Origin of the sequence: Enemella evansiae (genome assembly GCF_002250705.1) — a bacterium.
In the GTDB taxonomy this organism is placed as follows: domain Bacteria; phylum Actinomycetota; class Actinomycetes; order Propionibacteriales; family Propionibacteriaceae; genus Enemella; species Enemella evansiae.
The window spans coordinates 218,263-243,724 of sequence record NZ_NMVP01000001.1 but is presented as its reverse complement, the minus strand read 5'-3'; the positions used below and the strand labels follow the sequence as shown (position 1 = coordinate 243,724).

The following is a 25,462-nucleotide window of genomic DNA, read 5'->3' as shown; positions in this document are numbered from 1 at the left end:
CGTAGGCGGTGCGTTCGGACCCGACGACCGGAAGTCGTGCGGGTGGGAGACCAGGTCCCCACTTGAAGCGGATCCACCCGAGGGCGGATCAATCGCGATCCATGATAGTCGACACCGCCCCGGAGGCGAAATCCCGCCTCAGGAGCCGGTGGCGATCCAACCGAAGCCGTCGGGCAGGCGTACCAATCGCCGGCTCTGGGCCAGATTGGCCAGCACCTCCCCGTCGATGACCAGCGGATGCGGCCCCGCGAAGTCGATCAGCAGGGTGCCCGCCCCGGACTGCTGGGCGGTCTGGGCGACCACGTCGAGGGTGGCCGGCACCGGCCGGGCCTTCGCGTTCCAGCGCTGCAGCGCGTCGATGCCGCTGAAGGCGAGCATCGCGGTCCCGCGCTCGGGGTGGCGCAGCAGCACCGCCGCCATCTCCGCCTGTCGGCCGGGGTCCGGGCTCATCGTCTCGTCACCGGTGGCCAGCAGCGGCACCAGCAGCCGGGCGCCGCAGAGCGCGACGACGGCGGTCAGGTAGTCGGTGCCGTCCCCGGTCTCCTCGGCGACCCCCATGGCATGGCGTACGCCCTGGTCGGCGGCGCCGTCGTCGCTGGCGTAGCGCTCGGAGTAGCCGCCCAGGTCGCGCCCGGTTCCGCTGGTCTGGTCGTCGGCAGTCATCGCGGTTCAGCCTAGCGAGCGGAATGGCCGGTACGCAGCCCGCGGCGCTGCACCAGCAGCGCGACCAGGAAGACGGCCAGGCCGAGCACCGACAGCCCGGCGCCGACCCAGCTCGGACCGGTCCACCCCCAACCGGCGCTGATCACCACACCACCGAGCCAGGCGCCGAGCGCGTTGGCCAGGTTGAGGGCGGCGTGGTTGCTGGCCGCGCCGAGGGTGCGGGCGTCGCCGGCGGCGTTCATCAACCGCAGCTGCAGCCCGACCACGAACAGCGAGGTGGAGACACTGATCCCGAAGACGGTCAGCAGGGCCGGGATCGGATATGCAGCGAGCTGGGTGAACGCGACCAGCAGCACCCCGGCCGCGGCCAGGCCGATCACGATGGTCCGGCCGATCGACCAGTCGGTGAGCCGGCCGCCGAGGCTGGTGCCGACGAACATGCCGACGCCGAAGACGAGCAGGAAGACCGGTACCAGGGATTCGGGCAGCCGGGTCAGCTCGGTGACGGTCGGTGCGATGTAGGAGTACATCGCGAACATGCCGCCGAAGCCGGCGGCGCCGGTGAGCAGGGTCAGCGCGACCTGCCAGTTGGCGAAGTCGCCGAGCTCGCGGCGGACCGTGCGGCTGCGATCGGAGTGGCTGCGCGGGACGAAGCAGGCGACCATCGCCAGCGAGATCAGCCCGACCAGCGCGACCAGCAGATAGGCGCTGCGCCAGCCCAGCGCCTGGCCGAGCCAGGTGGCGACCGGGACGCCGACGATGTTGGCGAGCGGGATGCCGAGCATCACCCGACCGACGGCGCGGCCGGCGCGGCCCGGTGGGGCCAGGTCGACCGCGACCAGCGCGGCCAGGCCGAAGAAGGCGCCGTGCGGCAGGCCGGCCAGCAGCCGGGAGCCGACCAGCAGCCCGTAGCCGGAGGCGATCGCCGCGGCGAGATTGCCGACGATGAAGATGCCCATCAGCAGCTGGAGCATCCGGTGCCGGGGGTGGCGTGCGCCGAAGATCGCGAACAGCGGGGCGCCGACGACCACGCCGATCGCGTACGCCGAGATCACGTGTCCGGCGGTCGGGATGTCGACCCCGACACCGGCGGCGATCTGCGGCAGCAGGCCCATGCTGACGAACTCGGCGGTGCCGATGGCGACGCCGCCGATGATCAGCGCCAGCTCGGCGGCCCGCACCCGGCGCCGGGACAGGGTCGTCGGGTCGGTGCCGGGCGCCGGCGGGGTGAGCCGGCGGCGCAGGGCGGCGCGGTTGATGGTGGGTGTGGTCATGAAGGGGTCCTTCGGGGAGCGTGCGGGCAGGACTGCCTTCCTCGCCAGCCGGGACGACTGCTGCAACCAGCACCCGGGTGGGGCTATTCCCCGATCGCCGGGAAAATTCGTCTCGGGTTCTTCTCCGGGGTCGACCCGGGCCGCGGCATCGGCCCGGATGCGGGGTCGCGTGGGAGAATGGCGACATGAATCCCGACACCGCACTGCTCCCGCTCTGCATCGCGATCGGCGTCCTCGGTCTGATCCTGGCGGTCCTGCTCTGGGTCCGCGATCGGCGCGGTCGCGCGGTGCAGGCCCTCGGTTTCGCCGCGCTCCCGGTCGGGCTCTATCTCACCGGCTTGCTGCGGATGATCTGGGATGCGGTCGTCGCGGTGATCCGCTGGGCCGGGTCGGTGGTGTTCAACACCACCATCTGGACCGGTTTCGGGCTGATCGCGCTGGCCGTGGTGCTCTGGATCGTCGGTGGCATGATCGCCTCCCGCAACCGCACCCGGCGTGCGGTGGAGAAGGCCCGCGGTGCTGAGCAGCCGGGCGGCCGGCCGGCGGTCGGGCGGGGTACGCGGGGTGCGGCGGCCGGTGGTGCGAGCGGTGCGGCCGGTGCGACCGGTGCCGCTGGTGCGACCGGCAGCACGGTGGCGGGCAAGCAGTCCGGCACACCCGCCCGAGGTGGCAAGAAGCAGGCCGCCGAGTCCGACCCGGAGATGGACGAGATCGAGGCCATCCTGAAGAACCGCGGGATCGAGTAGGGCACGATCCCCGCGGTTCTCGCATGGCACTTCGGTTCTCGCACGGTATGCGATGCGAGAACCGAAGTCCGATGCGAGAACCAGGTCAGCGTCGACCTCGCGCGAGCGCCCGCCGGAGCTGCTTGGCGAACTCGCTCGGGGCATCGAGGGTCCGCCACGTCCAGCGGGTCACCCAGTGGCCGAGGTTCTGCAGTGCGCGCTCCCGTTCTCGCTCGGCCTCGATGATGTCTTCGATCCGCTGGCCCGGTTTCAGCAGCCGCCCGTATTTGACCTTGCCGTCGAACTCCCCGATCACGCCCTGCTCCGGCCACCAGAAGTCGGCCCGCGCGATCCACTCCCCGTCGTCGTTGGCGAACTCCTGCTGCAGCACCGGGGCGGGCAGGCCGAGCTCATGCATCAACCATCGGGACCGGGACTCCCCCGCACTCTCACTCAGCTTGTCTGCGAACTCCAGGGCGAGGCGGGCTCGGCGGCGACCCGGTCGCGGTTTCCATCCGCTGACAACGTCCAGCGCGGCCTGCGGATCGAGGCCCTGCCGAAGCGCCGAGTCGGCGACCGCCACCGCGGCCGGCAGTTCCAGGGTCGACACCAGTGCCAGGGTGGTGGTGCACAGGTCGGTCATCCGGGCGGGTTCACTCCCGAGTCGCTGCACCGGGTCCACCACCGCGCATTCGGGCAGCGGATGGATGTGGACCCGTCGCCCCTGCGAGTCCCGGGCGCCGGGCCGAGCGACATGTACGCGGGTGAGTTGCTCGGCCGGGAGCCAGAGACCGTGCAGGACACCCGCACTGGCATGACTGAGCACCGAGCCCTCGGTCAGCCCGGCGTACAGACCGGTCACCAGCTGCAGATGCCGTTCATCGGCGTTCAATCGGGCCGGGTTCTGATCGGAGTAGCTACCGCGCGCCAACCGATGCAGTGCACCGTCGCGGACCCGCTGCCGGATCTCGGCGTACGACCATCCGCGGGCGAGGAGCTGCTCGGTGGTTTCGATCATGCTGCCAGCCAAGCGAAATCCGGTGACCCGTGCCGCCGAGATCCCTGGGTTATCCACAGGGTTCGATGAATGATTTCGGTTCTCGCACGGCACTTCGGTTCTCGCACGGTATGCGATGCGAGAACCGAACTCCGATGCGAGAACCGCGATCAGCGCCGACCGGTGACGCTCGCGGCCATCGCCGCACCGCGATCGGCCGGTTGGAGGGACCGGTCGGGCAGCCGACGCCAGAGCGCGACGAACAGCAGCACGAAACCGGCGGTGAGCAGCATGTGGCCCAGTCCGGCGATGCCCGCGAAGGCCTTGCTGGTCAGCGGTTCGCCGAGCACGGTGAAGGTGCCGCGGACCAACATCATCCCGCCGGTGATCAGCACCCCGGCGTTCCACAACCCGAGGAACCAGCCGAAGGCGCGGCTGCCCGAGAGTCGGAAGACCTGCTCCAGCACCAGGACCAGCAGCAGCACCAGCGTGCCCAGGGTGAGGAAGTGGGTGTGCGCCAGGCCGAGCTGGGAGTCACCGGTGAAGGCGTGGCTGCGGGTGAGTTCGCGGTAGTAGAGGCCGGCGGCGAGGCCGAGCACGGTGTAGAGGGCGGCTGAGGCGTACAACTTCTTCATGCCGACCAGTCAACGCCGCGCCACGGCGCGATCCATCAACCGTTCGGTTGATCTCCCCGGTGCTCGCGCAGCATCTCGCGCAGCCGCCGCACGGCCCGGTCGGTACGCCGCCGATCGACGGTCTGCAGGGCGAGCATCGGCCACCGGCTGGGATGGGTCGGGTCGTCGTCGAGGATCAGCTGCGCCCAGGAGGCACCCGGGCCCCAGCGCACGTCGCGGATCTCGTCCCAGCGCAGCCTGCGGGTGTGCACCGAGTTGCGGATGGTCAGCCCGTCCGCATCGGCCACCACCCGGCTCAACGCCAGCGACATCATGATGAAGATTCCGCCGCCGGCGATCACGAACAGCGTCGACAGCTGGAACAGGGTGAACCGCACCCGCATCGTCGGCGACAGCCCGAATCCGGCGGCGACCAGGCCGATCACGATCAGCGCCGACAGGCTGACCGCCCAATACATCAGGGCCTGCGGTCGGAACACCTCCCGCGGCCCGGTGGTCTGCTGCTTCCCGGTCATGTCGCGCGCGCTCACAGTCGGCAGGCGGCGATGTCGGTGACCAGGATCGCGCGGGCGCCGAGCTCCCACAGATCGTCCATCACTTGCTGGGCCTGCCCCCGCGGCACCATCGCACGGACCGCCATCCAACCGTCCTTGGCCAGCGGCGACACCGTCGGGGCCTCGAGCCCGGGGGTCACCGCGCTCGCCTGCTCGACCAGCGCGGAGGGGCAGTCGTAGTCCATCATCACGTAGTTGCGCGCCACCAGTACGCCGCTGAGGCGGCGTACCAGCAGGTCCAGGCCGGCCGGCTCGGGCAGCTCGGCGCGCTTGATCAGGATCGCCTCGCTGACCATGATCGGCTCGCCGAACACCTCCATCCCGGCCTGCCGCAGGGTCCGCCCGGTCTCCACCACATCGGCGATCGCGTCGGCCACACCGAGCCGGATGGCACTCTCCACCGCCCCGTCGAGCTTGATCAACCGGGCCTCGATCCCCTGCTGGGTGAGGTACGCCCCCACCAGACCCGGATAGGAGGTGGCGACGCGGCGACCGGCCAGCCCGGGGACGGTGAGGCCCTGACCGACCGGGCCGGCGAACCGGAATCGGGTGCCGCCGAAGTTCAGTGACAGCACCTCATCGGCCCGGGCACCGGAATCGAGCAGCATGTCGCGGCCGGTGATACCGACATCGAGGGTGCCCTCCCCCACGTAGACCGCGATGTCGCGGGGACGCAGATAGTAGAACTCGACGTGGTTGGCGGCGTCGGTGAGCACCAGCTCCTTGCTGTCCGAACGCTGCCGGTAACCGGCCTCGCGCAGCATCTGGGTGGCCGCCTCGGACAGCGCACCCTTGTTGGGGACGGCGATCTTCAGGGTCGGACGGTCGGCGCCGTTCTCAGAACTCACGGCGGCCAGCGTAGTCGGAGTGCTCACAGGTGGGCGTACACATCCTCGAGGTCGAGGTCGAGTGCGATCATCATCACCTGCAGGTGGTAGAGCAGCTGGCTGATCTCCTCGGCCGCCTCGGTCCGCGACTGGTACTCGGCGGCCATCCAGACCTCGGCCGCCTCCTCGACGACCTTCTTGCCGATCTCGTGCACCCCGCCGTCCAACCGGCGCACCGTGGAGGACCCCTCGGGGCGCTCCCTGGCGATCCGGGTCAGTTCGGCGAACAGTCCCTCGAAGGTCTTCGCGGGCTCGGTCATGATCGCTCCTCGGTGGCTTCGTCTCGCTCAACCGGCGGGCGCGGGTCGGCGGTGGTCTGCTCCTCGGCCGCCTCGGGGTCGGCGTCCTCACCGCGGTGGGAATCCTCGGCGGTGTCGGCGTCGGCGGTGGCCGGGTTGGCCGCGATCAGCGCGTTCACCCAACGGGCGCCCGGATCGGCGTCCACCAGGATCGCCTTGACCAGCAGGGTCGCCGGCAGCGCCAGCAGCGCACCCATCGGGCCGAGCACCGCCGCCCAGACGAGCAGCGAGATGAAGACCACGCTCGGGGTCAGTCCCACCGCGTCACCGGTGAACTTGGGCTGGATGATCGACTGCACCACGAAGTTGGCGACGCAGTAGATCGCGACCACGATCAGCGCGGTGGTCGGCCCCTTGGCCAGCAGCGCGATCAGCGCCGGCGGGACCAGGCCGATCACGAAGCCGATGTTGGGGATGTAGTTGGTCAGGAAGGACAGCACCGCCCAGACCAGCGCCAGCGGCACCCCGAGCACGACCAGCGCGAACCAGTCGATGACCGCGACGATCAGGCCGAAGATGGTGGTGACGATCCAGTACTGCCGAACGCCGTTGCCGAAGGAGACCAGGGCGTCGGTCAGCTGCGGGTGGTAGGCCCCGGCGCGCTTGAGCCGGTCGCCGAAGCCGACCGAATCCATCATCAGGAAGAACACCGAGGTGACCGCGATCAGCAGCAGCGAGAAGGCACCCTGCAGATTGCTCAGCAACCCGGTGAGCACGCCGACGGCCTGCTGCGGGTCGATCGCCTTGGCCTGCTCGGCGAGCTGTTGTTCCGAGACCCCGAACTGCGCCAGCAGCGAGATGATCTCCTGGTAGAGATCGAGGAACTGGTCGCGGTAGTTCGGCAGCTCGGTGACCAGCAGCGTCAGCGACCAGCCGATGGCGTAGAAGAACGCGCACAGGATCACCAGCACCACGATCCCGGCGATCACGGCGGCCAGCCAGCGCGGCACGTGCACCCGGACCAGCAGCTGCTGCAGCGGGGAGACCGCGAGCACCAGGTTCAGCGCCAGGAAGACCGGGGCGGCGAAGGAGCGGAATCCCTCGAGCTGGTTCAGCAGCACCAGCGCGGCGGCCAGGCCGAGCAGGATGATCAGGATCCGCGGCAGGCCGGTACGCCGCCCGGCGGTGGTGGCGCTCATCGGGACTCCGGCTGGGCGACCGGTTCGCGGCGCAGGCGTACGCCGAGCAGGGCATCCGCGAGCTCGGCGACCTGACCGGGCGCCTCGGTGTCGTCGCCGTCGGCGTCGATCGACGCGGCCGCCCAGTCGTCGATGGCGCGCAGGGCGGCGGGGGCGTCCAGATCGTCGGCGAGCGCCCGGCGCACCTCGGCGAGCACCTCGGTGGCCGGCAGGGCCACCTCCAGCGCGACCGCCTGCCGCCAGGTCGCCAGCCGCGCGGTCGCCTCGGCCAGCTGGCCGTCGGTCCAGGACCAGTCGCTGCGGTAGTGGTTGCCGAGCAGCACCAGCCGGATCGCCATCGGGTCGACACCGGCGGCCCGCAGCCGCGAGACCAGCACCAGGTTGCCCTTCGACTTCGACATCTTCTCCCCGTCCAGGCCGACCATACCGGCATGGACGTAGGCCCGGGCGAATCGTTTGCCGGTGGCGACGAAGGCCTCGGCGGCGCTCATCTCGTGGTGCGGGAAGGCCAGATCGGAACCGCCGCCCTGGACGTCGAATTCGGTGCCCAGGTAGCGTTCGGCGATCGCGGCGCACTCGATGTGCCAGCCCGGCCGGCCCTCGCCGAAGGGGCTGGGCCAGCTCGGCTCCTCGGGACGGGCCTGCTGCCAGACCAGACAGTCCAGCGGGTGCCGTTTGCCCGCCCGCTCCGGGTCGCCACCGCGTTCGGCGAAGGTGGCCAGCGCCTGGCGTTCGTCGAGGTGGGAGATCTGCCCGAACTCCGGGTCGGAGTGCACCGCGAAATACCAGTCGGCGGGCCCCTCGCTGGCCTGGTAGACCTGCTCGTCGGTGAATCGCTGCAGCAGTTCGGTGACCAGGTCGATCGACTCGACCGCACCGATGTAGTCGGCCGGCGGGAGCACGTTGAGGGCGGTCATGTCGGTGCGGAACAGTTCGGTCTGCTGCTCGGCCAGGTCGCGCCAGTCGACGCCGGTGGCGCGGGCGCGTTCCAGCAGCGGGTCGTCGACATCGGTGACGTTCTGCACGTAGCGCACCGCGAGCCCGCGGTCCCGCCAGGCGCGGTTCAGCAGGTCGAAGGCGACGTAGGTGTTGGCATGACCCATGTGCGTCGCGTCGTAGGGGGTGATCCCGCAGACGTAGAGCCGGGCGGTGCCGGTCTCCGGCCCGACCGGGCGTACCTCACCGGAGGCGGTGTCATGAAGGCTGATCGGTGGGAGTCCATCCGCCGCCGGGGGCAGGGTGGGGAGCTCCGGGACGGTCCACGCACGCATGGGCACGAGCCTAGCGAGGGGTGGCGACTGTCACCTATTCGCTCAGAGTCCGGGCTCCCGTCAGACCGGCGGCCACGGGATCGACGGCCAGCCGCCGTGCGGCAGCGGGAAGTGGCCCTCGGACAGTAGTTCCTCGCAGCGCAGTTCGAAGGCGGCGACCTCGTCGTCGGTGAGCAGTCCCTCCAGTTCCCCGGAGGCGTCCAGCGCGGCGGTCACCAGCTCCCGTTCGGCAGCGGTCAGCTCCTCCCCCGCCCAGCCCCAGAGCACGGTCCGCAGCTTGGGTTCGGTGTTGAAGCTGACGCCGTGATCCACGCCCCAGACCTCACCGGGGGTACGCAGGATGTGCGCGCCCTTGCGGTCGGCGTTGTTGATGATCGCGTCGAACAGCGCCATCCGCCGCAGCGCCGGGTCATCGGCGTGCACCACGACCACCGGCCGGTCGTGCGGGTCGACGCCCTCGACCACCTCGAACCAGCCCTCGGGCACCTCGTCCTCGGGCACCAGGTCGACCAGATCAGCGAGCTGGTCGGGTTGTTCGATCCAGCACTGCAGGGAGCCCGCACCGAGCGGTCCCTCGATCACCACGGTCTCGGGGACCAGGTCGAATCCGGCCGCGGCCGAGATCTTGTACGCCGCCAGCTCACGTTGGGCCAGGGTGCCGTCGGGGAAGTCCCACAACGGCCGCTCCCCGCGTACCGGCTTGTAGACGCACAGTTCGGCCTCGCCGCCGGCCGGGGTCAGCTCGCAGAGGAAGGTCGCGTTGGAGGCCTGCACCAGCCGGCCGGTGACGGTCAGCTCGGCGCCGGCGAGCCGGTCGGCGAACCCGGCCTCAGAAGAGCGGTCGACGGTAGCCATTGGCACGCGGGCAGATGTGTCCCTCGGGATCGATCGGCTGCAGGCAGAACGGGCAGGCGGGCCGGCCGGCGGCCACCAGTGCCTGGCTGCGGGCGACGAAGTCGCGGGCGACGGTCGGGCGGATCCGCACCACCAGCACCTCACCGGCGCGCTCGGCCTCGGCCTGCGCGGCCTGTTCGGCGGAGGTCTCGTCGTCGAGCTCGATCTCCTCCTCACCGTCGGTGACCGAGAACATCTCGATGACGATCCGCTGGTCGGAGGGGTCCCAGGCGATGGTCATGGTGCCGACCCGGAACTCCTCGGTGATCGGCGCGTCCAGCGGCTCGTTGTCGTGGGCGACCTCGCGCTGCGGCGGGACCGGCACCATGCCACCGGAGAGCCGGCCGATCTCACCGAGCACCCGGTCCAGATGCTCGGCCAGCACCGACACCTGCTGCTTCTCGCAGGAGACGCTGGTCAGCCGGTTCCCCTCGCGGGCCTGCAGGAAGAATGCGCGGTCACCCGGTTCGCCCACGGTGCCGGCGACGAACCGGTCGGGGGACTCGTAGCGATGCTCGACGATGGCCATGCGACAAGCCTACTCACCGGTCTCGGGGGTGCTCGCCCGAGCGCCGAGACCACCCCCGACGGCGGCATCGGCGTTGTTGTCGTCGTCCTCGGCGGGCACCAGGGGTGCCAGCTCGCCGGCGGTCGAGTTCATCGTCACCACATAGGGCCGGCTGGCGGTGTAGCGGATCACCGACACCGAGGCGGGGTCGACCATGATCCGCTGGAAGGAATCCAGGTGCAGCCCGAGCGCATCGGCGAGGATCGACTTGATCACATCCCCGTGCGAGACCGCCAGCCAGGCGGCCTTCTCGCCGTGCTCGGCGGCGATCCGGCGGTCCCAGCTGCGCACCGATTCGACCGCCCGGGCGTACATCTGGGTGAGTGCCTCCCCGCCGGGGAAGACGGCCGCCGACGGGTGCCGCTGCACGGTCGTCCACAGCTCGTTGCCGGCGAGCTCGGAGAGCTTGTGCCCGGTCCACTCGCCGTAGTCGCACTCGGTCAGCCCCGGTTCGAGCTGCGGGATCAGCTCCGGGGCCGGTTCGCGGCCGGCGAGCAGCAGCTCGGCGGTCTGCACGCAGCGGGTGATCGGCGAGCTGACGGCGGCGGCCAGCGGTACGCCGGCGAGCCGGGCGGCGGTCGCGCGGGCCTGCTCGCGTCCGGTGTCGTCGAGTTCGACCCCCTCGGCACGGCCGGCGAGCACACCGGCGGTGTTCGCGGTCGAGCGGCCGTGGCGGACCAGGAAGAGCGTGGTCATGGTTTCGACAATACCGACGGGTCGAGGTACTGCCCGCGCAGATGGATCGCCGGCTCCGCACCGGCCACGTCGAGCTGCTCGATCGCCGCGCGCACGAGCAGCGCCCAGCCGGCGTACGTCGGCTCGCCGATCACCCGGGCACCGAGCCACGGCACCCCCGCGAGCCGCGGCCCCCACTCGGTGTCCCGCCACTCCCCCATTCGGAACGGCCCGCCCGGTGCCGGCATGGTCCGGGCGAACGCCTCGGCGAGCGGCTCCTGACCCGCCGGCAACAGGTTCACCGACACCGTCCCGGTACGCCGCAGGGCGTCGACGAGTTCGGATTCCTCGTCCAACAGGCCGAGCACCTCGGCCGGGCGTCCGCTCGCGCCGGGTGCCGCCCCATCGGCGATCAGCATCGAGGACACGGTCCAGCCCTCCCGACCGGTGCCCGAGCCGGTGGTCCAGACCGTCACCGGGGCGGCCAGCCGGCCGCGCAGCCGGCGCAGCGGATCACGGTCCGGTTCCGGGGTGGCGAAGGGGTGCTCATCGTGGATCGTCATGGCCCCATCCTGACCCGCCGTCGCGAAGGACGCTCCGCCCAGGGTCCGATCCTGCTGCGACCACGGGCCGGATTCGGCGCGCCACAACCCCGAATGGCGGTCACCGGGTGGTCACGGGGCCCTAGTGTGTCCGACGGCCCACACCCGGATCGAGGAGCAGACGAATATGGACTGGTTGGACGCGATCGTGCTGGGCATCGTGCAGGGACTGACCGAGTTCCTGCCGATCTCCTCCAGCGCGCACCAATCGATCGTGGGACAGCTGCTCGGCGGCGTCGATCCGGGGGCGGCGTTCACCGCCATCACCCAGCTGGGCACCGAGACCGCGGTGGTGATCTATTTCGCCCGCGACATCGGCCGCATCATCAAGCACTGGGCGCTGTCGCTGATCGGGCGAGTGCCGCGGTCGGATCCCGACGCCCGGATGGGTTGGCTGATCATCATCGGGTCGATCCCGATCGGCATCCTCGGTGTGCTGTTCGAGAACGCGATCGACTCGAATCTGCGCAACCTGTGGATCACCGTGGCGATGCTGGCCGGGTTCGCGATCGTGATCGCGGTCGCCGACCGGGTTGCCCGCAACGAGAAGACCCTGGACCAGCTGACCTGGCGCGACGGCATCCTCTACGGCCTCTTCCAGGCGATGGCGTTGATCCCCGGTGTCTCCCGCTCCGGTGGCACCATCGCCGGCGGCCTGTTCATGGGCTACACCCGCGAGGCCGCCGCCCGCTATTCCTTCCTGCTGGCCATTCCGGCGGTCTACCTGTCCGGGTTGTTCAAGCTCAAGGACGTCTTCGCCGAGCCCGCCGCACCCTGGGGCCCGATCATCGTCGCCACCATCCTGGCGTTCGTGATCGGCCTGGCGGTGATCCACTGGCTGCTGCGTTACGTCAGCAAGCACAACTTCACCATCTTCGTGATCTACCGGCTGGTGCTGGCCGCCGTGGTCGCCGGGTTGCTGCTCGCCGGGGTGCTGCAGCCGATGGCGCAGGGGTGACGCGCGGGCGACTTCGTTAGGGTCACTGCTATGCAGACGCGCACGGTGGGCCGGTCCGGGCTGGAGGTTTCGGAGTTCGGTCTGGGCACGATGACCTGGGGCCGGGACACCTCACCCGAGCAGGCGGCGGAGCTGCTCGACTCCTTCGTCGAGGCCGGCGGCACGCTGATCGACACCGCGGCGGCGTACGGCGCCGGTGAGGCGGAACGGATGCTGGGCCGGTTGCTGCGGGACCGGGTACGCCGGGAGCGGCTGGTGCTGGCCACCAAGGCGGGATTCGTGCTGCGCAACGGACAGCGGACGGTGGACACCTCCGCCCGGGCCCTGCTGGCCGACCTCGACGGCTCGCTGCGCCGGCTCGGTACCGACCATCTGGACCTGTGGCAGGTGCACGCCTGGGGCACCGCGCCGATCGAGGAAACCCTGGCGGCACTGGATTTCGCGGTCTCCTCGGGCCGGGTCCGCTATGTCGGGGTGTCGAACTTCATCGGCTGGCAGACCGCCACCGCCGCGACCTGGCAGCGGGCCGTGCCGGGCCGGACGCCGATCGTGTCCAACCAGGTCGAGTATTCGCTGCTGGCCCGGCGTGCGGAGGTCGAAATCGCACCCGCGGTGCGCTCGGCGGGGATGGGGCTGTTCCCCTGGTCGCCGTTGGGCCGCGGGGTGCTCTCCGGCAAGTACCGGCACGGCATCCCGAAGGATTCCCGGGCCGCCTCGCACTTCGCCTGGTTCACCGAACCCTATCTGGACAAGCGATCCCGGGCGGTGGTCGAAGCTGTCGCCCGGGCCGCCGAGGGCCTCGAGCTGAGCCCGACCCAGGTCGCCCTGGCCTGGGTGCGGGATGCGCCGGGGGTCACCGCACCGCTGCTCGGTGCGCGGACCCCGCGGCAGCTGCAGGAGTGCCTGACCACCGTCGAGGTACGCCTGCCCGCCGAGATCGCCGGCGCCCTGGACGACGTCTCCGGTGGACCGGCCCAGGGCCGCGACCGGAATCCGGAATGAGCGCCGGGGCGCCGGCGGTGGGTTGGCGGTCGCTGCTGACCCGCCGCGGCCGCCGGTCGGCGCCCCTGCGGCTGCGGGCTGCCGCCGCCCTGTCGGTGGTGGCGCTGCTGCATCTGCTCGGACTGGCGCTGCTCGGTGTCGGACTGGCCACCACCCCGGCCGGGGTGCTGACCCTCGGCATGGCCGGGTTCGCCTACACCCGTGGCTGGTTGCACAGCCTGGACGCCGACCATCTGGCGATGATCGACAACTCCACCCGCAAGTTCCTGGCCGAGGGGCACCGCCCGGCGGCGGTCGGGCTGGCGTTCTCCGGTGGCCACTCCACGGTCGTGGTGATCGCCGGGATCGCCGTGGTGGCAGGGGTTGGCTGGATCCGAGAGGCCGCCGATCCGGGTAGCGCGCTCGCCGGGCGGTTGGGGTTGATCGGCGGCCTGGTGTCGGCCGGTTACCTGCTGCTGGTGGCCGCCGCCAATCTGCCGACGCTGATCACCGCCTGGCGGGACCGTCGGACCTCAGCCGCCGCCGGCCCGCGGCCGCTGGGGTTGATGGGCCGGGTGCTGCGGGCGCCGCTGGCGCGGGTCCGGCATGCGGGGCACATCTACTGGTTCGGGGTGCTCTTCGGGCTGGGTTTCGACACCGCCTCGACGCTGTCGATCCTGATGCTCACCGCGGCCGCCGGGGTGGCCGGGGCCCCACCGCTGACGCTGCTCGCGCTGCCGTTGCTGTTCGCCGCGGGGATGACCCTGGGCGATTCGGTGAACCAGTTGCTGATGCTGCGGCTCTACACCGCCGCGGTCGCCGATCGCTCCCGGGCCCGGCTCAACCTGGTCGTCACGGCGATCTCGATCGGCGCGGCACTGGCCGTCGCGATCCTCACCCTGGCGGGGATCGCGGCCGAACACGGGTGGGCCGGCGGGGTGGTCACGGCGCTGGCCGAGGTGGACACCCAGTGGTGGGGTGTGGGGTTGCTGGCGGTGTTCGCGGTGGTGGCGGCGAGCTGGGCGCTGCGCCGGGGCTTCAGATCGTCGGACGCACCCGGATGATCTTGCGGCGCACCCAGACATCGCGGGTGCCGTCGCGGTAACGGCGCAGCCGGACCAGCTCCCAGCCGCCGTATTCGGCGCGGTCGGTGAGCAACCGGCGCACCGCGTTGCGGGACAGATCCGCGGGCAGGCGTACCTTCTGCTCCTCGTATTCGACCGGGGTACGCAGACTCATGCGATCTCCAGGCTCATGCGATTTCCAGGAAGTGGTCCAGCACCTTGGCGCCGAACTCGAGCGACTCGGTGGGTACCCGCTCGTCGACCCCGTGAAACATGCCGACGAAGTCCAGCTCCGGCGGCAGCTTCAGCGGCGCGAACCCGAAACAGCGTACGCCGAGCTTCGTCCAGGCCTTGGCATCGGTGCCGCCGCTCATCAGATAGGGCACCGCCCGGGCGCCGGAATCCTCGCTCTGCAAGGATTTCTGCATCGCGGTGACCAGATCGCCGGCGAACTCGGTCTCGATCGCCGGCTCGTGGATCACATATTCCATCCGGACCTTGTCGCCGAGCAGTTCCTTCATCGTCGCCAGGAACTCCTCCTCCGCACCGGGCACCACCCGGCCATCGACGCCGGCGGTCGCCTGCCCGGGGATCACGTTGACCTTGTAACCGGCCTCCAGCATCGTCGGGTTGGTGGTGTTGCCCATCGTGGCACCCACCATCCGGGAGATGGATCCCAACCGGGACAGGGTTTCCTCCACGTTGTCGGTGTCGATCCGGATCTCCAGCGCCTCCGAGACGGCGTCCAGGAAACCCTGCTGGGCCGGGGTGATCCGGTGCGGCCAGCGGTGGGCGCCGATCCGGGAGACCGCGGCGGCCAGCTCGGTGACCGCGTTCTGGTCGTTGCGCATCGACCCGTGGCCGGCGACCCCGTCGGCGATCAGCCGCAGCCAGGAGAGCCCCTTCTCCGCGGTCTGCACCAGATAGAGCCGCAGGTCGTCGCGGATCGTCAGCGAGAAACCACCGACCTCACCGATCGCCTCGGAACAGTCGGCGACGGTGTCGGGATGCCTGTCGGCGAGCCAGAGCGCGCCGAGCGACCCGCCCGCCTCCTCATCGGCGGTGAACACCAGCCGCAGTGGCCGCCGGGTCGGCCGGCCGGTGCGGACCCGGTCGCGGACCACGCTGAGCACCATCGCGTCGAAGTCCTTCATGTCCACCGCACCACGGCCCCAGATGCAACCGTCGCGGAGCTCCCCGGAGAGCGGGTCGACCTGCCAGTCGGCGGCATTGGCCGGGACCACGTCGGTGTGCCCGTGCACCAGCAGCGGTGGCAGGCTGGGATCGCAGCCCTCGGGCTCCCAGTGCGCGACCAGGGTGGTCCGCCCGGGCTCGGATTCGTAGAACTCACAACCGATGCCGACCTCGTCGAGCTTGCCGGCGACGTATTCGGCCGCCGCCCGCTCCCCCGGTCCGGAGCCGGTGCCGTCGTTGGTGGTGTCGATGCGGATCAGTTCGTGGCACAGCTGCACGACCTCGGCCTCGGGGGCCCGGTTCTGGTTGTTCATCGGTGGTGGTGTGCTCCTCAGCGGCTCAGGACGACCTTGAGCCGTCCGGTCTGCGGGACATTGGCGCGATCATAGGCGGTCTGCACCTGCTCGAGATCGTCGATGGAGAACTTGTCGGTGGTCAGATTGGTCGCCAGCTCCGGGTCGGCCGCCAGGTAGTCATCGGCGGCCTTCAGCATCCGCTGGTGCTCCCGGGTCAGCCCGGAGACCAGGGTCAGATCCTTGTGCTGGAAGTCGAAGTAGTTCAGCGACTGGGCGGGATCATCGGGTACGCCGAAGCCGAAGACCAGGCCGCCGCTGCGGACGGCGGTGATCGCGTCGTTGAGGGTGTAGGAGTTGTGGCCCACCGCCTCGACGATCAGATCGGGGCGGTCCGCGTCGTCGATCCGGGTGGCCCAGTAGTGGCTGTTCAGCTGCAGGAACTCATCGACCCCGAAGGCCGCGGCGGCCTGGGAGTGGTCGATCGGGTCGACACCGGTCACGTGGGCCGCACCGGCCTCGGAGATCAACCGGGCGAACATCAGCCCGATCGGTCCCTGGCCGAGCACCGCGACGCGCTTGCCGCGGAGATCGCCGAGCCGCTCGACGGCGTACAGGACGCAGGCCAGCGGTTGCAGGTTGATCGCCACATCCGGGCTCCAGCGCCGGTCGTAGCCGAACACCTCGTCACCCTCGGTGATCAGGTAGGGCCGCAGCCCCTGGAAGTTGAGCGACCAGCCGACCACCAGATCGCCCTGCCGGTGCTGCGGGTGCCGGCTCGCGACGACCTCGCCGAGCACCTCGTGCATCGGCGTACCGGGGGTGGAGACGTAACCGGGATTGGGCTTGCCGAAGTCGCGGCCGCCGACCACCACGGTGCCGATGTTGCCGCGGAAGTAGGGGATGTCGCTGCCGCAGATGCCGCCGGTCACCATCTTCAGCAGCACCTCACCCTCACCCACATCGTCCGGGGTGGGACGCGGGACCTCGTCCGGGGCGAACCGCATCGGCACCTGCAGGGAGAAGGTCGGCATCATCGCATCGCTCATCCCCCCAGTCTGCCGCGTGCGGCTATCGCTTCGACGCACGGTCCAAAGATTGCTATAGTTTCTGCGCTGTGCCGACGAGTCGGCGGACACCCTGTCCGGGTGGCGGAATAGGTAGACGCGCTAGCTTGAGGTGCTAGTGCCCGTTATAGGGCGTGGAGGTTCAAGTCCTCTCTCGGACACCATCGATGAGCCCCGCTCGACCACTGGTCGGGCGGGGCTTTCTCGTTCTTTGGGGTGCTCCCGCGACGCCCCTCCGCCATCCATCGAATCCTCGGTGCATCCCGCTCCCCCTGGAGGGTTAGGGGTATGCACGGACGGTTCGATGGATCGCGGGATCGCGCGAGGGGGGTACGCCGGCCGTCGGTCAGGAGCGCTGGTTGGTGGTCATCTGCGCCGGTACCACCCAGCGGTCGAAGTCCTCACCGCTGAGCCCCTCGGCCAGCGCGGCCTCGCGCAGGGTGCTGCCCTCGGCGTGGGCGCGCTTGGCGATCTTGGCGGCCCGGTCGTAGCCGATGTGCGGGTTCAGGGCGGTGACCAGCATCAGGTTGGAGTCCAGGTTCTGCTGGATCCGCTCGTGATTGGGTTCGATGCCGACCGCGCAGTGCTCGGTGAACGAGCGGCAACCGTCGGCCAGCAACCGGATGCTCTCCAGCACCGCGTGCACCATCACCGGCTTGTAGACGTTCAGCTCGAAGTTGCCCTGGCTGCCGGCGAAGGCGACCGTGGCGTCATTGCCGAAGACCCGGGTGGAGACCATCGTCAACGCCTCGGCCTGGGTCGGATTGACCTTGCCCGGCATGATCGAGGAACCCGGCTCGTTGGCCGGGATGATCAGCTCACCGATCCCGTTGCGCGGCCCGGACGCCAGCCAGCGGACGTCGTTGGCGACCTTCATCGCCGCCCCGCCGAGGGTCCGCAACGCGGCACTCACCCCGACCAGCCCGTCGTGCGCGGAGAGCGCGGCGAACAGATTGGCCGCCTGCCGGAACTCGAAACCGGTCTCGGCGGAGATCTCGGCCGCGGCCTTCGCCCCGAAGTCGGGATGCGCGTTCAGCCCGGTACCGACCGCGGTGCCGCCGATCGCCAGCTCCCGCACCCCGTCCTCGCTGCGGCGTACCGCCTCCAGCGCCGCATCCAACTGGGCCACCCAGCCGGAGATCTCCTGGCCCAGGGTGATCGGGGTGGCGTCCTGCAGGTGGGTCCGCCCGACCTTGACCACGTCGGTGAACTCCTCGGCCTTCGCGGCGAGCACGTCCCGCAGCCGCTGGACCGCCGGATAGAGCCGCTCGTTGAGTTCCAGCACCACCGCGATGTGCATCGCGGTCGGGAAGGTGTCGTTGCTGGACTGGCCGCGGTTCACATGATCGTTGGGGTGCACCGGCGACTTCTCACCGCGCCGGCCGCCGGCGAGCTCGCTGGCCAGGTTGGCGATCACCTCGTTGGCGTTCATGTTGGACTGGGTGCCCGAACCGGTCTGGAACACCACCAGCGGGAACTCCTCGTCCCGCTCCCCCGCGATCACCTCATCGGCCGCCCGCTCGATCCACGTCGCCAGCTCACCGTCCAGCTCGCCCAGCTCGGCGTTCGCCTTCGCGGCGCTCTTCTTCAGGATGCCGAGGGAACGGATGATGGGCCGTCCCCAGACGAATGCGGGTACGCCGATGTCGAAGTTTTCCTTGCTGCGTTCGGTCTGCGCGCCCCAGTAGTGGTCGGCGGGGACCTCGATCTCGCCGATGGAGTCGCGTTCGGTGCGGGTCTTTTCGCTCATGGGTCAAAACTACGCCCAGCAGTTCAGCGCGCCGCCGCGGCCGTGCGGCATGATGCGGCCATGACCAACGGCGGCCGGCAGGTTGCGGGGCGGGTCGACGGCCGGGTGCCGGCGATCGACGTGACCCGCTATCTGGCGTTGCTGGGCATCATGGCCAACCATGTCTGGGCCGTCGGCCCGGTCGTCGGCGCGCTGTGGGATCTGCACGCGATCGCGTTCGTCTGGCTGATCGGGGTCGGCTCCTCCTATGCCATTCCCGGTCCCGGTCGGCCCGGTCGGGGCCGGGCCGTCGCCGCGGCGGTGCTGCGCGCGGTGGTGCTGGCCGCGGCCGGGTGGACCCTGGAGGACCTGCAGGCCGGTGCGGTCGCGGTGGTGCTGGTGCGGCTGGCCCTGATCACCGCCCTGGTCGCCCCGATCTCGCTGCTGCCGGATCGCTGGCTGCCGCCGGTGGCGCTGGCGATCGGATTCGGCAGCACCGCCGTCGGCTGGTGGTTGATGCGCAACAGGCCCGGCTGGTTCGACACCGCCAGCGCCACCGGCGGCTGGTCGGCGGTGCTGCACCCGGGCACCTGGCCGTATCTGCTGTTCCACCCCTACTATCCGGTGCTGCCCTGGCTCGCGATCGCGGTGCTCGGGGTCTGGCTCGGGCGGCGGCTGCGCTTCGACGACCCCGCGGATCTGCGCCGGTTGGCGGTCGGCGGGGTGCTGCTGGCCGGTGCCGCGCTGCTGGTCACCGCGGTGTTGGTGAGCCTGTTCGGCCGGCCCGATCCCTACACGCTGCCCGGGGTCTCGGACGGCGAGTTCCCCACCCTCACCCAGACCTGGCAGTGGTTGCTGGTGATCGGGCCCTATCTGCCGTCGGTGCCCAGCCTGTTGTTCTCCACCGGGGTGGTGCTGGTGCTCACCGCCGGGATCGCGGCGGTCTGCCGGTGGCTCGGTGCGGCCAGTCCGGCGGTGCGGGTGGCGGCGATCGCCGGATCGATGACGTTCACCGGTTATTTCGTGCACGTGCTGCTGGTCCGGGCCGGCCGCTGGGGCGTCCGCGCGGGGTTGCTGCCCGGCAGCCCACTGCTGCACTGGCTGGCCCAGGTGATCCTGCTGACCGCGGGGCTGTGGGCCTGGCATCGCTGGGTACCCGGTCGGCTCGGCAAGGGGCCGCTGGAGTGGGCCTCCCGGGCGTTCGCCTCGTTGGTGCTGCGGATGGTGGAGCGACGCGCGGCCCAGGAATGACCATTCCATGATCATTGCTGGCGGCGGCGTGGTTGCCCGGTTCAGCCCGCGCCGTATCGGGCGGCCAGCGCGGCGGCCCGCTCCCCCAGCCGCGCCCGGATCTCGGTCGGGGCAAGGATCTCGGCCGCGGCGCCGAGCTGCCAGAGCGCCCATTCGGCGTGCCGGAAGTCGGAGAAACTCGCCGCCAGCTCCGCCTCGCCGCACTCGGTGACCGACGACGCGGTGGCCGCGAGCTGGTCGCGGCACCCGGGATCGAGCCGCAGCCGGACCACCAGCTGCTCCCCACCGGTGCGGAACCGTTCGCTGCGTTCGGCCCAGGCACGTTCCAGGTCGACCCGTTCGGGGCGCCGGGCCGGTTCGTCGAGGGCGCGGGCGTCGTCGATGCGGGCCAGCCGGTAGGTGCGATCGGCCCCGTCGCGGGTGGCCAGCAGATAGCCCTGTCCCCGGACCGTGACCAGGCCGATCGGATCGACGGTGCGCCAACCGGGCGCCCGGTCCGCCGCTGCGGCGTACCGGATCTGCAGGCGGAGCCCGGCCAGCACCGCCCGGCGCACCGCCGCGAGGATGCGCTCGTCGACCTCCTCCACCGCCTGGCGGCGGGCCAGCAGATCGTGTTCCGGGTCGATCAGCAACCGCTCGGCGACGGCGACCGCGGCGCCCCGCTGCGCCTCGGGCAGGGCGTCGACGACCTTGAGCATCGCCGCGGCCAGTGCGGAGCCGAGCCCCAGGGACTGGACACCGCGGCGCGAACCGGCGACCAGCAGCGCGAGCGCCTCGTCGTGGGTCAACCCGGTCAGGTCGGTGCGGAAGTCCGGCAGCAGCGCGAACCCGCCGTAGCGGCCGCGTTCGGCGTACACCGGCACACCCGCGGCCGAGAGCGCCTCGATGTCGCGCAGCACGGTGCGGGTGGAGACCTCCAGCTCGTCGGCCAGGGTGGCGGCCGAGAGCTGCCCGCGCTGGCGCAGCAGCAGCACCAGGGAGACCAACCGATCGGCGCGCATCCGGACTTCCTCTCAGCAATCACGACAACAGGTGGCGTGATTCGCGGTCAGGCTCGGGTCCAGCACTACTGCGAACCACGAATGGAGATTTCCCATGGAACGTACCGCGATCAACCCGGTGAGCTGGTCCCTCGAGCTGGGTTTCAACCAGGGCGAGCTGGTCACCGGACCGACCCGCACCCTGCACTGCTCCGGGCAGACCGCCATGAGCAGTGACGGAAAACCCATGCACGAAGGAGATCCGGCCGCCCAGCTGGGGTTGGCGACCGACAATCTGGAGGCCGTGCTGGCCGAGGCCGGCATGTCCCTGGCGAACCTGGTGCGGTTGAACGTCTACACCACCGATGTCGACGGGCTGTTCCCGCACTACGGTGTGCTCGCCGCCCGGCTCGGTGCCGCCGGGGTGGCACCGGCGACCACCATGCTCGAGGTGACCCGGTTGGCGATCCCCGGGCAGCTCGTCGAGCTGGAGGGCACCGCCGTCGCCTGATGCCGGTGCCCCGGCGGCACGGGGTGCTGCTTGACTGGTGGGCGTCCATGCACCGACGCCGAGGATGACGATGACCACCGAGCAGCACCCCGTGACCGCCGCAGATCTCACCCTGGAAGAAAAGGCGTCGCTGACCAGCGGCCTCGACTTCTGGCACCTGAAGGGCATCGAACGCCTCGGCGTACCGTCGATCATGGTCACCGACGGGCCGCACGGACTGCGCAAGCAGGCCGGCCGCGGGGACCACCTCGGGCTCGGGCAGAGCGTGCCCGCCACCTGCTTCCCGCCGGCGGTCGGGCTCGGCTCGTCCTGGGACGACGAGCTGATCGAACGGGTCGGCCGGGCCCTGGGGGTGGAGACCTCGATCGAGGACGTCGCGGTGCTGCTCGGTCCCGGCATCAACATCAAGCGCTCCCCGCTGTGCGGACGCAATTTCGAGTACGCCTCGGAGGACCCGATCGTCTCCGGGGGTTACGGGACCGCGCTGGTCAGGGGCATCCAGTCCCAGGGTGTCGGCACCTCGCTCAAGCACTTCGCGGCCAACAACCAGGAGACCGACCGGCTGCGCTCCAGCTCCGATGTCGACCCGCGCCCGCTGCGCGAGATCTATCTGCGGGGCTTCCAGCGGGTGGTCACCGACGCGCAGCCGTGGACGGTGATGTGCTCCTACAACAGGATCAACGGCGTGTACGCCTCGGAGGACCCGTGGCTGCTCACCGAGGTGCTGCGCGACGAATGGGGTTTCACCGGGCTGGTCGTCTCCGACTGGGGCGCGGTCAACGACCGCGTGGTGGGACTGCCGGCCGGGCTGGATCTGGAGATGCCGGCCAGTGGCGGGCGTACCGATGCCCAGCTCGTCGCCGCCGTGCGGGACGGTTCGTTGGACGAGCGAGCCCTCGATCTGGCCGCCGACCGGGTGTTGGAACTGATCCGCCGCGCCCGGGCCGGTGCCGGCGCGGCGACCGGGCCGCTCGATGTCGACGCCCATCACGCGCTGGCCCGCGAGGCCGCCGGCCGCTCGATCGTGCTGCTGCGCAACGAGGGCGGGTTGCTGCCACTGGCCACCGACGCGAAGCTCGCGGTGATCGGCGCCTTCGCCGAGCAGCCGCGCTACCAGGGCGCGGGCTCCTCGCTGATCAACCCGACCCGGTTGGACAAGGCGCTGGCGGAGATCCGCGCCCTGGCCACCGGCGAGGTGGGATATGCACCCGGTTTCGACCTGGCCGGGGAGGCCGACACCGGCCGGCGGACCGCGCTGCGGGAGGAGGCGGTGGCCGCCGCCGAACAGGCGGAGACCGTCGTGCTCTTCCTCGGACTGCCCGCCCGGTTGGAGTCGGAGGGTTACGACCGCACCGACATCGATCTGCCGGCCGACCAGCTGGAGCTGCTCGATGCGGTGCTGGCGGTGAATCCCAACGTGGTGGTGGTGCTGTCCAACGGCGGTGTGGTCGCGCTGCCGTTCGCCGACCGGGTACCGGCGATCCTGGAGGGCTGGTTGCTCGGCCAGGCCGGCGGTGGCGCGACCGCGGATGTGCTCTTCGGCCGGGTGAACCCCTCGGCCAAGCTCACCGAGACCATCCCGGTGCGGCTCGCCGACACCCCGGCGTACCTGGACTTCGGCGGTGACTTCTCCCATGTCCGCTACGGCGAGGGGCTGTTCGTCGGTTACCGCTGGTATGACGCCAAGGGCCTCGAGGTCGCCTACCCCTTCGGGCACGGACTGTCCTACACCACCTTCGAGCACGGCACACCGACCGCGGAGGTGACCGCCGAGGGCGATCTCGCGGTGCGGGTGAGCGTGCGCAATACCGGCCCGGTCGCCGGCCGCGAGGTGGTGCAGGTCTACAGCTCGCTGCCGGGTTCGGCGGTGCAGCGCCCGCCGCGGGAGCTGAAGGCGTACGCCTCGGTGCCGCTGGGAGCCGGTGAGTCGCAGGAGGTGAGGCTGACGATCCGGCGCGCGGACCTGGCGTACTGGCACGTGCTCGCCGATCGCTGGGTCGTCGAGGGCGGTGACTACCTGCTCGAGGTCGGCGCATCCAGCCGCGACCTGCGCGGTGCGGTGACGGTGGCCGTCGCCGGTGACGAGGTGGTGCTGCCGCTGACCCGGAACTCCACCATCGGTGAGGCGCTGGACCATCCGGTCGCCGGCGAGCGGATGCAGGAGCTGCTCACCCCGCTGATGGCCGATCTGGGTGAGCTGTCGGCGATCGTCCCCGACGAGGAGGCGGCCGCGGCGATGCTGCTGGGCTCCCCGCTGCGCTCGGTCGCGGTGTTCAGCCGGAACGGGCTCGACCTGGCCGAGCTCGAGCAGCTCATCGCCAGCACCCACGAGGGCGCGACCTCCTGACCCCACCCGCGATCCATCGAATCCTCGCTGCATCCCACTCCCCCTGCAGCACTGGGGAGATGCACCCAGGGTTCGATGGATCGCAGCACCCGGGTGATATGGTTAGTTACGCTAACTATCATTCCGGGTGCGATTGACGAGGGAACGGTGCCACAGCGACCACGACTGGCCCATGAACTGCGAGTGGCGTGCATGCGGATCGCCCGGCGGGCGCGGCAGGAGTCCGGCGGCCTCGCCCCGCACCTGTTCGCCGCGCTGGCACCGCTGGAGGTCGAACCGCGGACGGCGACCTGGCTGGCGGCCCGTGAGCAGGTCAGCAACGCCTCGATGTCGCGGACGGTCAAGGAACTCGAGTCGCTCGGCTTCCTCCGGCGCAGCGAGCATCCCACCGACGGCCGGCAGCGGGTGCTGACCATGACCCCCGCCGGACGCGAGGCGATCGCCGAGTCGCGGCGCCGGCGTACCAGCTGGATGAACCGGCAGCTCGAGGACTGCACCGCCGAGGAGCTCGAGGTGCTCACCGCCGCCACCGCGATCCTGACCCGGATGACCGAACGGCCCGCCGCGACCACGCAGTCGGCCGGAGGTGGCCGGTGACCGTCTTCTCCTCCCTCGGCGTCCCCAACTACCGGCAGTACTTCTTCGGCATCCTGACCTCCAATGCCGGCACCTGGATGGCGCGTACCGCGCAGGCCTGGCTGGTGCTGGTGGTGCTCACCGATCACGACGCCCAGGCGCTCGGGGTGGTGACCGGGCTGCAGTTCCTGCCGATCCTGCTGTTCAGCACCCTCGGCGGGGCGCTCGCGGACCGCTTCCCCAAGCGGCTGCTGATGATCTGCACCCAGACCACGATGGCGCTGAACGCGGTGCTGCTGGGTGCGCTGGTGCTCAGCGGGCACGTCCAGCTCTGGCACGTCTATGTCTGCGCGATGATCGACGGCACCGCGGCCGCGATCGACAACCCGGCCCGGCAGTCCTTCGTCTCCGAGCTGGTACCGACCGAGCAACTGTCCAACGCGATCGGGCTGAACTCGGCCTCGTTCAACGCGGCGCGACTCGTCGGCCCCGGGTTGGCCGGGCTGCTGATCGCCGCCTTCGGCACCGGTCCGGTGTTCTGGATCAACGCCGGCACCTTCATCGCGGTGATCCTGGCGCTGGCCACGCTGCGCACCGACCAACTCTCCCCCGCGCCCCGGGCGAAGGGGCGCGGCGGTGTACGCGAGGGGCTGCGCTATGTCCGGCAGCGACCGTATCTGCTGCTGATCATGGTGGTCGCGGCGGTGGTCGGGCTGTTCGGGATGAACTACCAGCTGACCAACGTGATGATGTCCACGATGGTCTTCGGCCGGGGTGCCGCCGAATACGGCATGCTCGGGTCGGTGATGGCGATCGGCTCGCTGACCGCGGCGCTGCTCGCCGCCCGCCGGGCCCGGCCGCGGTTGCGGCTGCTGATGGGGGCGCTGGCGATCTTCGTGGTGAGCACCCTGCTGAGCGCGATCGCACCCAACTTCTGGATCTTCGTGCTGCTGCTGATCCCCTCCGGGCTGGCCGGGATCACGGTGATGATCACCTGCAACTCGCTGCTCCAGCTGACCGCCGACCCGCGCTACCGGGGCCGGGTGATGGCGCTCTACATGCTGGTGTTCATGGGCACCACACCGATCGGCGCACCGGCACTGGGCTGGGTCGGCCAGCATCTGGGCGCCCGCTGGACGCTCGGCATCGGCGGCATCGCGATGGCGATCACCTGGATCGCGATCGCGATCTACCTGGCGCGCACCGAGAACGTCCGGGTCCGGCTCGACCTGCACCACCGGCCCTTCGTGGTGCTGCGCCGCGGCCGGATCACCGAGGACACCGGCGAGGAATTCGCCTGACGGTGCACGGACGGGACGCGGGCGGGA

At 70.6% G+C, this 25,462-nt stretch carries 27 protein-coding genes and 1 tRNA gene; 10 read left to right on the top strand and 18 right to left on the bottom strand.

Features of this window, described 5'->3' with window-relative positions; all coding sequences use genetic code 11:
* Nucleotides 1-138 precede the first annotated feature (138 nt).
* Together BI335_RS01220 and BI335_RS01215 are read right to left on the bottom strand one after the other, a co-directional pair.
* Nucleotides 139-663, bottom strand: a complete 525-nt coding sequence (locus tag BI335_RS01220; protein WP_229119384.1) for an SseB family protein — start codon at nt 661-663, stop codon at nt 139-141.
* Nucleotides 664-674: 11 nt separating this feature from the next.
* Nucleotides 675-1,937: an MFS transporter gene (locus BI335_RS01215; protein ID WP_094356213.1), complete on the bottom strand. Its 1,263-nt coding sequence runs from the start codon at nt 1,935-1,937 to the stop codon at nt 675-677.
* A gap of 185 nt (nt 1,938-2,122) precedes the next feature.
* Between BI335_RS01215 and BI335_RS01210 the strand changes: the two genes are divergently transcribed.
* Nucleotides 2,123-2,683 (top strand): hypothetical protein, encoded by a 561-nt coding sequence (locus tag BI335_RS01210; RefSeq protein ID WP_094424886.1) that lies wholly within the window; start codon nt 2,123-2,125, stop codon nt 2,681-2,683.
* An 85-nt stretch (nt 2,684-2,768) separates the two neighbouring features.
* Here BI335_RS01210 and BI335_RS01205 read toward each other — a convergent pair whose 3' ends face one another.
* The 11 genes from BI335_RS01205 to BI335_RS01155 form a co-directional block, all read right to left on the bottom strand.
* A complete protein-coding gene (locus BI335_RS01205) occupies nt 2,769-3,680 on the bottom strand; it encodes a type IV toxin-antitoxin system AbiEi family antitoxin domain-containing protein (protein WP_094424883.1) in 912 nt (303 codons plus the stop codon).
* Between the two features lie 149 nt (nt 3,681-3,829).
* Complete coding sequence (locus tag BI335_RS01200) at nt 3,830-4,294, bottom strand: DUF2871 domain-containing protein (RefSeq protein WP_094356216.1); 465 nt, start codon at nt 4,292-4,294, stop codon at nt 3,830-3,832.
* 35 nt (nt 4,295-4,329) lie between these two features.
* Nucleotides 4,330-4,824, bottom strand: coding sequence for a PH domain-containing protein (locus BI335_RS01195; RefSeq protein WP_094458750.1), 495 nt, complete (start codon nt 4,822-4,824; stop codon nt 4,330-4,332).
* Nucleotides 4,821-5,696 carry an ATP phosphoribosyltransferase gene (hisG, locus tag BI335_RS01190; RefSeq protein WP_267489519.1) on the bottom strand — a complete coding sequence of 292 codons (876 nt, stop codon included), beginning with the start codon at nt 5,694-5,696 and terminating at the stop codon, nt 4,821-4,823. Before hisG ends, BI335_RS01195 begins: the two co-directional genes overlap by 4 nt.
* Nucleotides 5,697-5,719: 23 nt before the next feature.
* Entirely contained in the window at nt 5,720-5,995 is a 276-nt protein-coding gene (locus tag BI335_RS01185; protein WP_094356218.1) for a phosphoribosyl-ATP diphosphatase, read from the bottom strand.
* Nucleotides 5,992-7,173: an AI-2E family transporter gene (locus BI335_RS01180; protein ID WP_094356219.1), complete on the bottom strand. Its 1,182-nt coding sequence runs from the start codon at nt 7,171-7,173 to the stop codon at nt 5,992-5,994. The genes BI335_RS01185 and BI335_RS01180 overlap by 4 nt, the downstream gene beginning before the upstream one ends.
* On the bottom strand, nt 7,170-8,444 hold the full coding sequence (mshC, locus tag BI335_RS01175) for a cysteine--1-D-myo-inosityl 2-amino-2-deoxy-alpha-D-glucopyranoside ligase (protein WP_094429445.1): 1,275 nt from the start codon (nt 8,442-8,444) through the stop codon (nt 7,170-7,172). The genes BI335_RS01180 and mshC overlap by 4 nt, the downstream gene beginning before the upstream one ends.
* A 60-nt stretch (nt 8,445-8,504) precedes the next feature.
* Nucleotides 8,505-9,299 (bottom strand): SCO1664 family protein, encoded by a 795-nt coding sequence (locus BI335_RS01170; protein WP_094356221.1) that lies wholly within the window; start codon nt 9,297-9,299, stop codon nt 8,505-8,507.
* Nucleotides 9,274-9,867: a DUF3090 domain-containing protein gene (locus BI335_RS01165; protein WP_094356222.1), complete on the bottom strand. Its 594-nt coding sequence runs from the start codon at nt 9,865-9,867 to the stop codon at nt 9,274-9,276. The genes BI335_RS01170 and BI335_RS01165 overlap by 26 nt, the downstream gene beginning before the upstream one ends.
* A 9-nt stretch (nt 9,868-9,876) precedes the next feature.
* Entirely contained in the window at nt 9,877-10,602 is a 726-nt protein-coding gene (locus BI335_RS01160; RefSeq protein WP_094424873.1) for a histidine phosphatase family protein, read from the bottom strand.
* Nucleotides 10,599-11,144, bottom strand: a complete 546-nt coding sequence (locus BI335_RS01155; RefSeq protein ID WP_094424871.1) for a flavin reductase family protein — start codon at nt 11,142-11,144, stop codon at nt 10,599-10,601. The genes BI335_RS01160 and BI335_RS01155 overlap by 4 nt, the downstream gene beginning before the upstream one ends.
* 166 nt (nt 11,145-11,310) lie before the next feature.
* Here BI335_RS01155 and BI335_RS01150 point away from each other — a divergent pair, with 166 nt between their 5' ends.
* From BI335_RS01150 to BI335_RS01140, 3 genes are read left to right on the top strand one after another with little or no spacing between them, the layout of a single operon-like run.
* Nucleotides 11,311-12,141, top strand: coding sequence for an undecaprenyl-diphosphate phosphatase (locus tag BI335_RS01150; protein WP_094424869.1), 831 nt, complete (start codon nt 11,311-11,313; stop codon nt 12,139-12,141).
* Between the two features lie 30 nt (nt 12,142-12,171).
* Nucleotides 12,172-13,143 carry an aldo/keto reductase gene (locus tag BI335_RS01145; protein WP_094424867.1) on the top strand — a complete coding sequence of 324 codons (972 nt, stop codon included), beginning with the start codon at nt 12,172-12,174 and terminating at the stop codon, nt 13,141-13,143.
* On the top strand, nt 13,140-14,186 hold the full coding sequence (locus tag BI335_RS01140) for a HoxN/HupN/NixA family nickel/cobalt transporter (RefSeq protein WP_094424865.1): 1,047 nt from the start codon (nt 13,140-13,142) through the stop codon (nt 14,184-14,186). Before BI335_RS01145 ends, BI335_RS01140 begins: the two co-directional genes overlap by 4 nt.
* Here the strand turns inward: BI335_RS01140 and BI335_RS01135 are convergent.
* From BI335_RS01135 to BI335_RS01125, 3 genes are read right to left on the bottom strand one after another with little or no spacing between them, the layout of a single operon-like run.
* Nucleotides 14,161-14,361: a DUF5703 family protein gene (locus tag BI335_RS01135; RefSeq protein WP_094356228.1), complete on the bottom strand. Its 201-nt coding sequence runs from the start codon at nt 14,359-14,361 to the stop codon at nt 14,161-14,163. The genes BI335_RS01140 and BI335_RS01135 overlap by 26 nt on opposite strands.
* A 13-nt stretch (nt 14,362-14,374) precedes the next feature.
* Complete coding sequence (locus BI335_RS01130) at nt 14,375-15,694, bottom strand: M20/M25/M40 family metallo-hydrolase (RefSeq protein WP_094424863.1); 1,320 nt, start codon at nt 15,692-15,694, stop codon at nt 14,375-14,377.
* A gap of 17 nt (nt 15,695-15,711) precedes the next feature.
* The gene (locus BI335_RS01125) at nt 15,712-16,722 is read right to left on the bottom strand and encodes a zinc-binding dehydrogenase (RefSeq protein WP_094424861.1); all 1,011 of its coding nucleotides are present in this window, start codon (nt 16,720-16,722) and stop codon (nt 15,712-15,714) included.
* Nucleotides 16,723-16,815: 93 nt separating this feature from the next.
* Here BI335_RS01125 and BI335_RS01120 point away from each other — a divergent pair.
* Nucleotides 16,816-16,904 (top strand) — tRNA-Leu (locus BI335_RS01120).
* Between the two features lie 182 nt (nt 16,905-17,086).
* On the opposite strand, the gene fumC is transcribed toward BI335_RS01120, so the two are convergent.
* Entirely contained in the window at nt 17,087-18,490 is a 1,404-nt protein-coding gene (gene fumC, locus BI335_RS01115; RefSeq protein WP_094356231.1) for a class II fumarate hydratase, read from the bottom strand.
* A 60-nt stretch (nt 18,491-18,550) separates the two neighbouring features.
* Here fumC and BI335_RS01110 point away from each other — a divergent pair, with 60 nt between their 5' ends.
* Nucleotides 18,551-19,720: a DUF418 domain-containing protein gene (locus BI335_RS01110; protein ID WP_094356232.1), complete on the top strand. Its 1,170-nt coding sequence runs from the start codon at nt 18,551-18,553 to the stop codon at nt 19,718-19,720.
* Nucleotides 19,721-19,761: 41 nt separating this feature from the next.
* Here BI335_RS01110 and BI335_RS01105 read toward each other — a convergent pair whose 3' ends face one another.
* Nucleotides 19,762-20,721: a helix-turn-helix transcriptional regulator gene (locus BI335_RS01105; protein ID WP_094356233.1), complete on the bottom strand. Its 960-nt coding sequence runs from the start codon at nt 20,719-20,721 to the stop codon at nt 19,762-19,764.
* A gap of 94 nt (nt 20,722-20,815) precedes the next feature.
* Between BI335_RS01105 and BI335_RS01100 the strand changes: the two genes are divergently transcribed.
* The 4 genes from BI335_RS01100 (at nt 20,816) to BI335_RS01085 (ending at nt 25,435) form a co-directional block, all read left to right on the top strand.
* On the top strand, nt 20,816-21,211 hold the full coding sequence (locus tag BI335_RS01100; RefSeq protein ID WP_094356234.1) for a RidA family protein: 396 nt from the start codon (nt 20,816-20,818) through the stop codon (nt 21,209-21,211).
* Between the two features lie 70 nt (nt 21,212-21,281).
* Nucleotides 21,282-23,558 carry a glycoside hydrolase family 3 C-terminal domain-containing protein gene (locus BI335_RS01095; RefSeq protein WP_094356235.1) on the top strand — a complete coding sequence of 759 codons (2,277 nt, stop codon included), beginning with the start codon at nt 21,282-21,284 and terminating at the stop codon, nt 23,556-23,558.
* A gap of 192 nt (nt 23,559-23,750) precedes the next feature.
* Nucleotides 23,751-24,155: a MarR family winged helix-turn-helix transcriptional regulator gene (locus BI335_RS01090; RefSeq protein ID WP_166646636.1), complete on the top strand. Its 405-nt coding sequence runs from the start codon at nt 23,751-23,753 to the stop codon at nt 24,153-24,155.
* Nucleotides 24,152-25,435: an MFS transporter gene (locus tag BI335_RS01085; RefSeq protein ID WP_094356237.1), complete on the top strand. Its 1,284-nt coding sequence runs from the start codon at nt 24,152-24,154 to the stop codon at nt 25,433-25,435. Before BI335_RS01090 ends, BI335_RS01085 begins: the two co-directional genes overlap by 4 nt.
* Nucleotides 25,436-25,462: the final 27 nt, after the last annotated feature.

Bases quoted from the DNA above. Each gene is read 5' to 3' on its own strand.
- BI335_RS01220 (WP_229119384.1), bottom strand. From the start codon at position 663: ATGACTGCCGACGACCAGACCAGCGGAACCGGGCGCGACCTGGGCGGC.
- BI335_RS01215 (WP_094356213.1), bottom strand. From the start codon at position 1,937: ATGACCACACCCACCATCAACCGCGCCGCCCTGCGCCGCCGGCTCACC.
- BI335_RS01210 (WP_094424886.1), top strand. From the start codon at position 2,123: ATGAATCCCGACACCGCACTGCTCCCGCTCTGCATCGCGATCGGCGTC.
- BI335_RS01205 (WP_094424883.1), bottom strand. From the start codon at position 3,680: ATGATCGAAACCACCGAGCAGCTCCTCGCCCGCGGATGGTCGTACGCC.
- BI335_RS01200 (WP_094356216.1), bottom strand. From the start codon at position 4,294: ATGAAGAAGTTGTACGCCTCAGCCGCCCTCTACACCGTGCTCGGCCTC.
- BI335_RS01185 (WP_094356218.1), bottom strand. From the start codon at position 5,995: ATGACCGAGCCCGCGAAGACCTTCGAGGGACTGTTCGCCGAACTGACC.
- BI335_RS01180 (WP_094356219.1), bottom strand. From the start codon at position 7,173: ATGAGCGCCACCACCGCCGGGCGGCGTACCGGCCTGCCGCGGATCCTG.
- mshC (WP_094429445.1), bottom strand. From the start codon at position 8,444: ATGCGTGCGTGGACCGTCCCGGAGCTCCCCACCCTGCCCCCGGCGGCG.
- BI335_RS01170 (WP_094356221.1), bottom strand. From the start codon at position 9,299: ATGGCTACCGTCGACCGCTCTTCTGAGGCCGGGTTCGCCGACCGGCTC.
- BI335_RS01165 (WP_094356222.1), bottom strand. From the start codon at position 9,867: ATGGCCATCGTCGAGCATCGCTACGAGTCCCCCGACCGGTTCGTCGCC.
- BI335_RS01160 (WP_094424873.1), bottom strand. From the start codon at position 10,602: ATGACCACGCTCTTCCTGGTCCGCCACGGCCGCTCGACCGCGAACACC.
- BI335_RS01155 (WP_094424871.1), bottom strand. From the start codon at position 11,144: ATGACGATCCACGATGAGCACCCCTTCGCCACCCCGGAACCGGACCGT.
- BI335_RS01150 (WP_094424869.1), top strand. From the start codon at position 11,311: ATGGACTGGTTGGACGCGATCGTGCTGGGCATCGTGCAGGGACTGACC.
- BI335_RS01145 (WP_094424867.1), top strand. From the start codon at position 12,172: ATGCAGACGCGCACGGTGGGCCGGTCCGGGCTGGAGGTTTCGGAGTTC.
- BI335_RS01140 (WP_094424865.1), top strand. From the start codon at position 13,140: ATGAGCGCCGGGGCGCCGGCGGTGGGTTGGCGGTCGCTGCTGACCCGC.
- BI335_RS01135 (WP_094356228.1), bottom strand. From the start codon at position 14,361: ATGAGTCTGCGTACCCCGGTCGAATACGAGGAGCAGAAGGTACGCCTG.
- BI335_RS01130 (WP_094424863.1), bottom strand. From the start codon at position 15,694: ATGAACAACCAGAACCGGGCCCCCGAGGCCGAGGTCGTGCAGCTGTGC.
- BI335_RS01125 (WP_094424861.1), bottom strand. From the start codon at position 16,722: ATGAGCGATGCGATGATGCCGACCTTCTCCCTGCAGGTGCCGATGCGG.
- fumC (WP_094356231.1), bottom strand. From the start codon at position 18,490: ATGAGCGAAAAGACCCGCACCGAACGCGACTCCATCGGCGAGATCGAG.
- BI335_RS01110 (WP_094356232.1), top strand. From the start codon at position 18,551: ATGACCAACGGCGGCCGGCAGGTTGCGGGGCGGGTCGACGGCCGGGTG.
- BI335_RS01105 (WP_094356233.1), bottom strand. From the start codon at position 20,721: ATGCGCGCCGATCGGTTGGTCTCCCTGGTGCTGCTGCTGCGCCAGCGC.
- BI335_RS01100 (WP_094356234.1), top strand. From the start codon at position 20,816: ATGGAACGTACCGCGATCAACCCGGTGAGCTGGTCCCTCGAGCTGGGT.
- BI335_RS01095 (WP_094356235.1), top strand. From the start codon at position 21,282: ATGACCACCGAGCAGCACCCCGTGACCGCCGCAGATCTCACCCTGGAA.
- BI335_RS01090 (WP_166646636.1), top strand. From the start codon at position 23,751: ATGCGGATCGCCCGGCGGGCGCGGCAGGAGTCCGGCGGCCTCGCCCCG.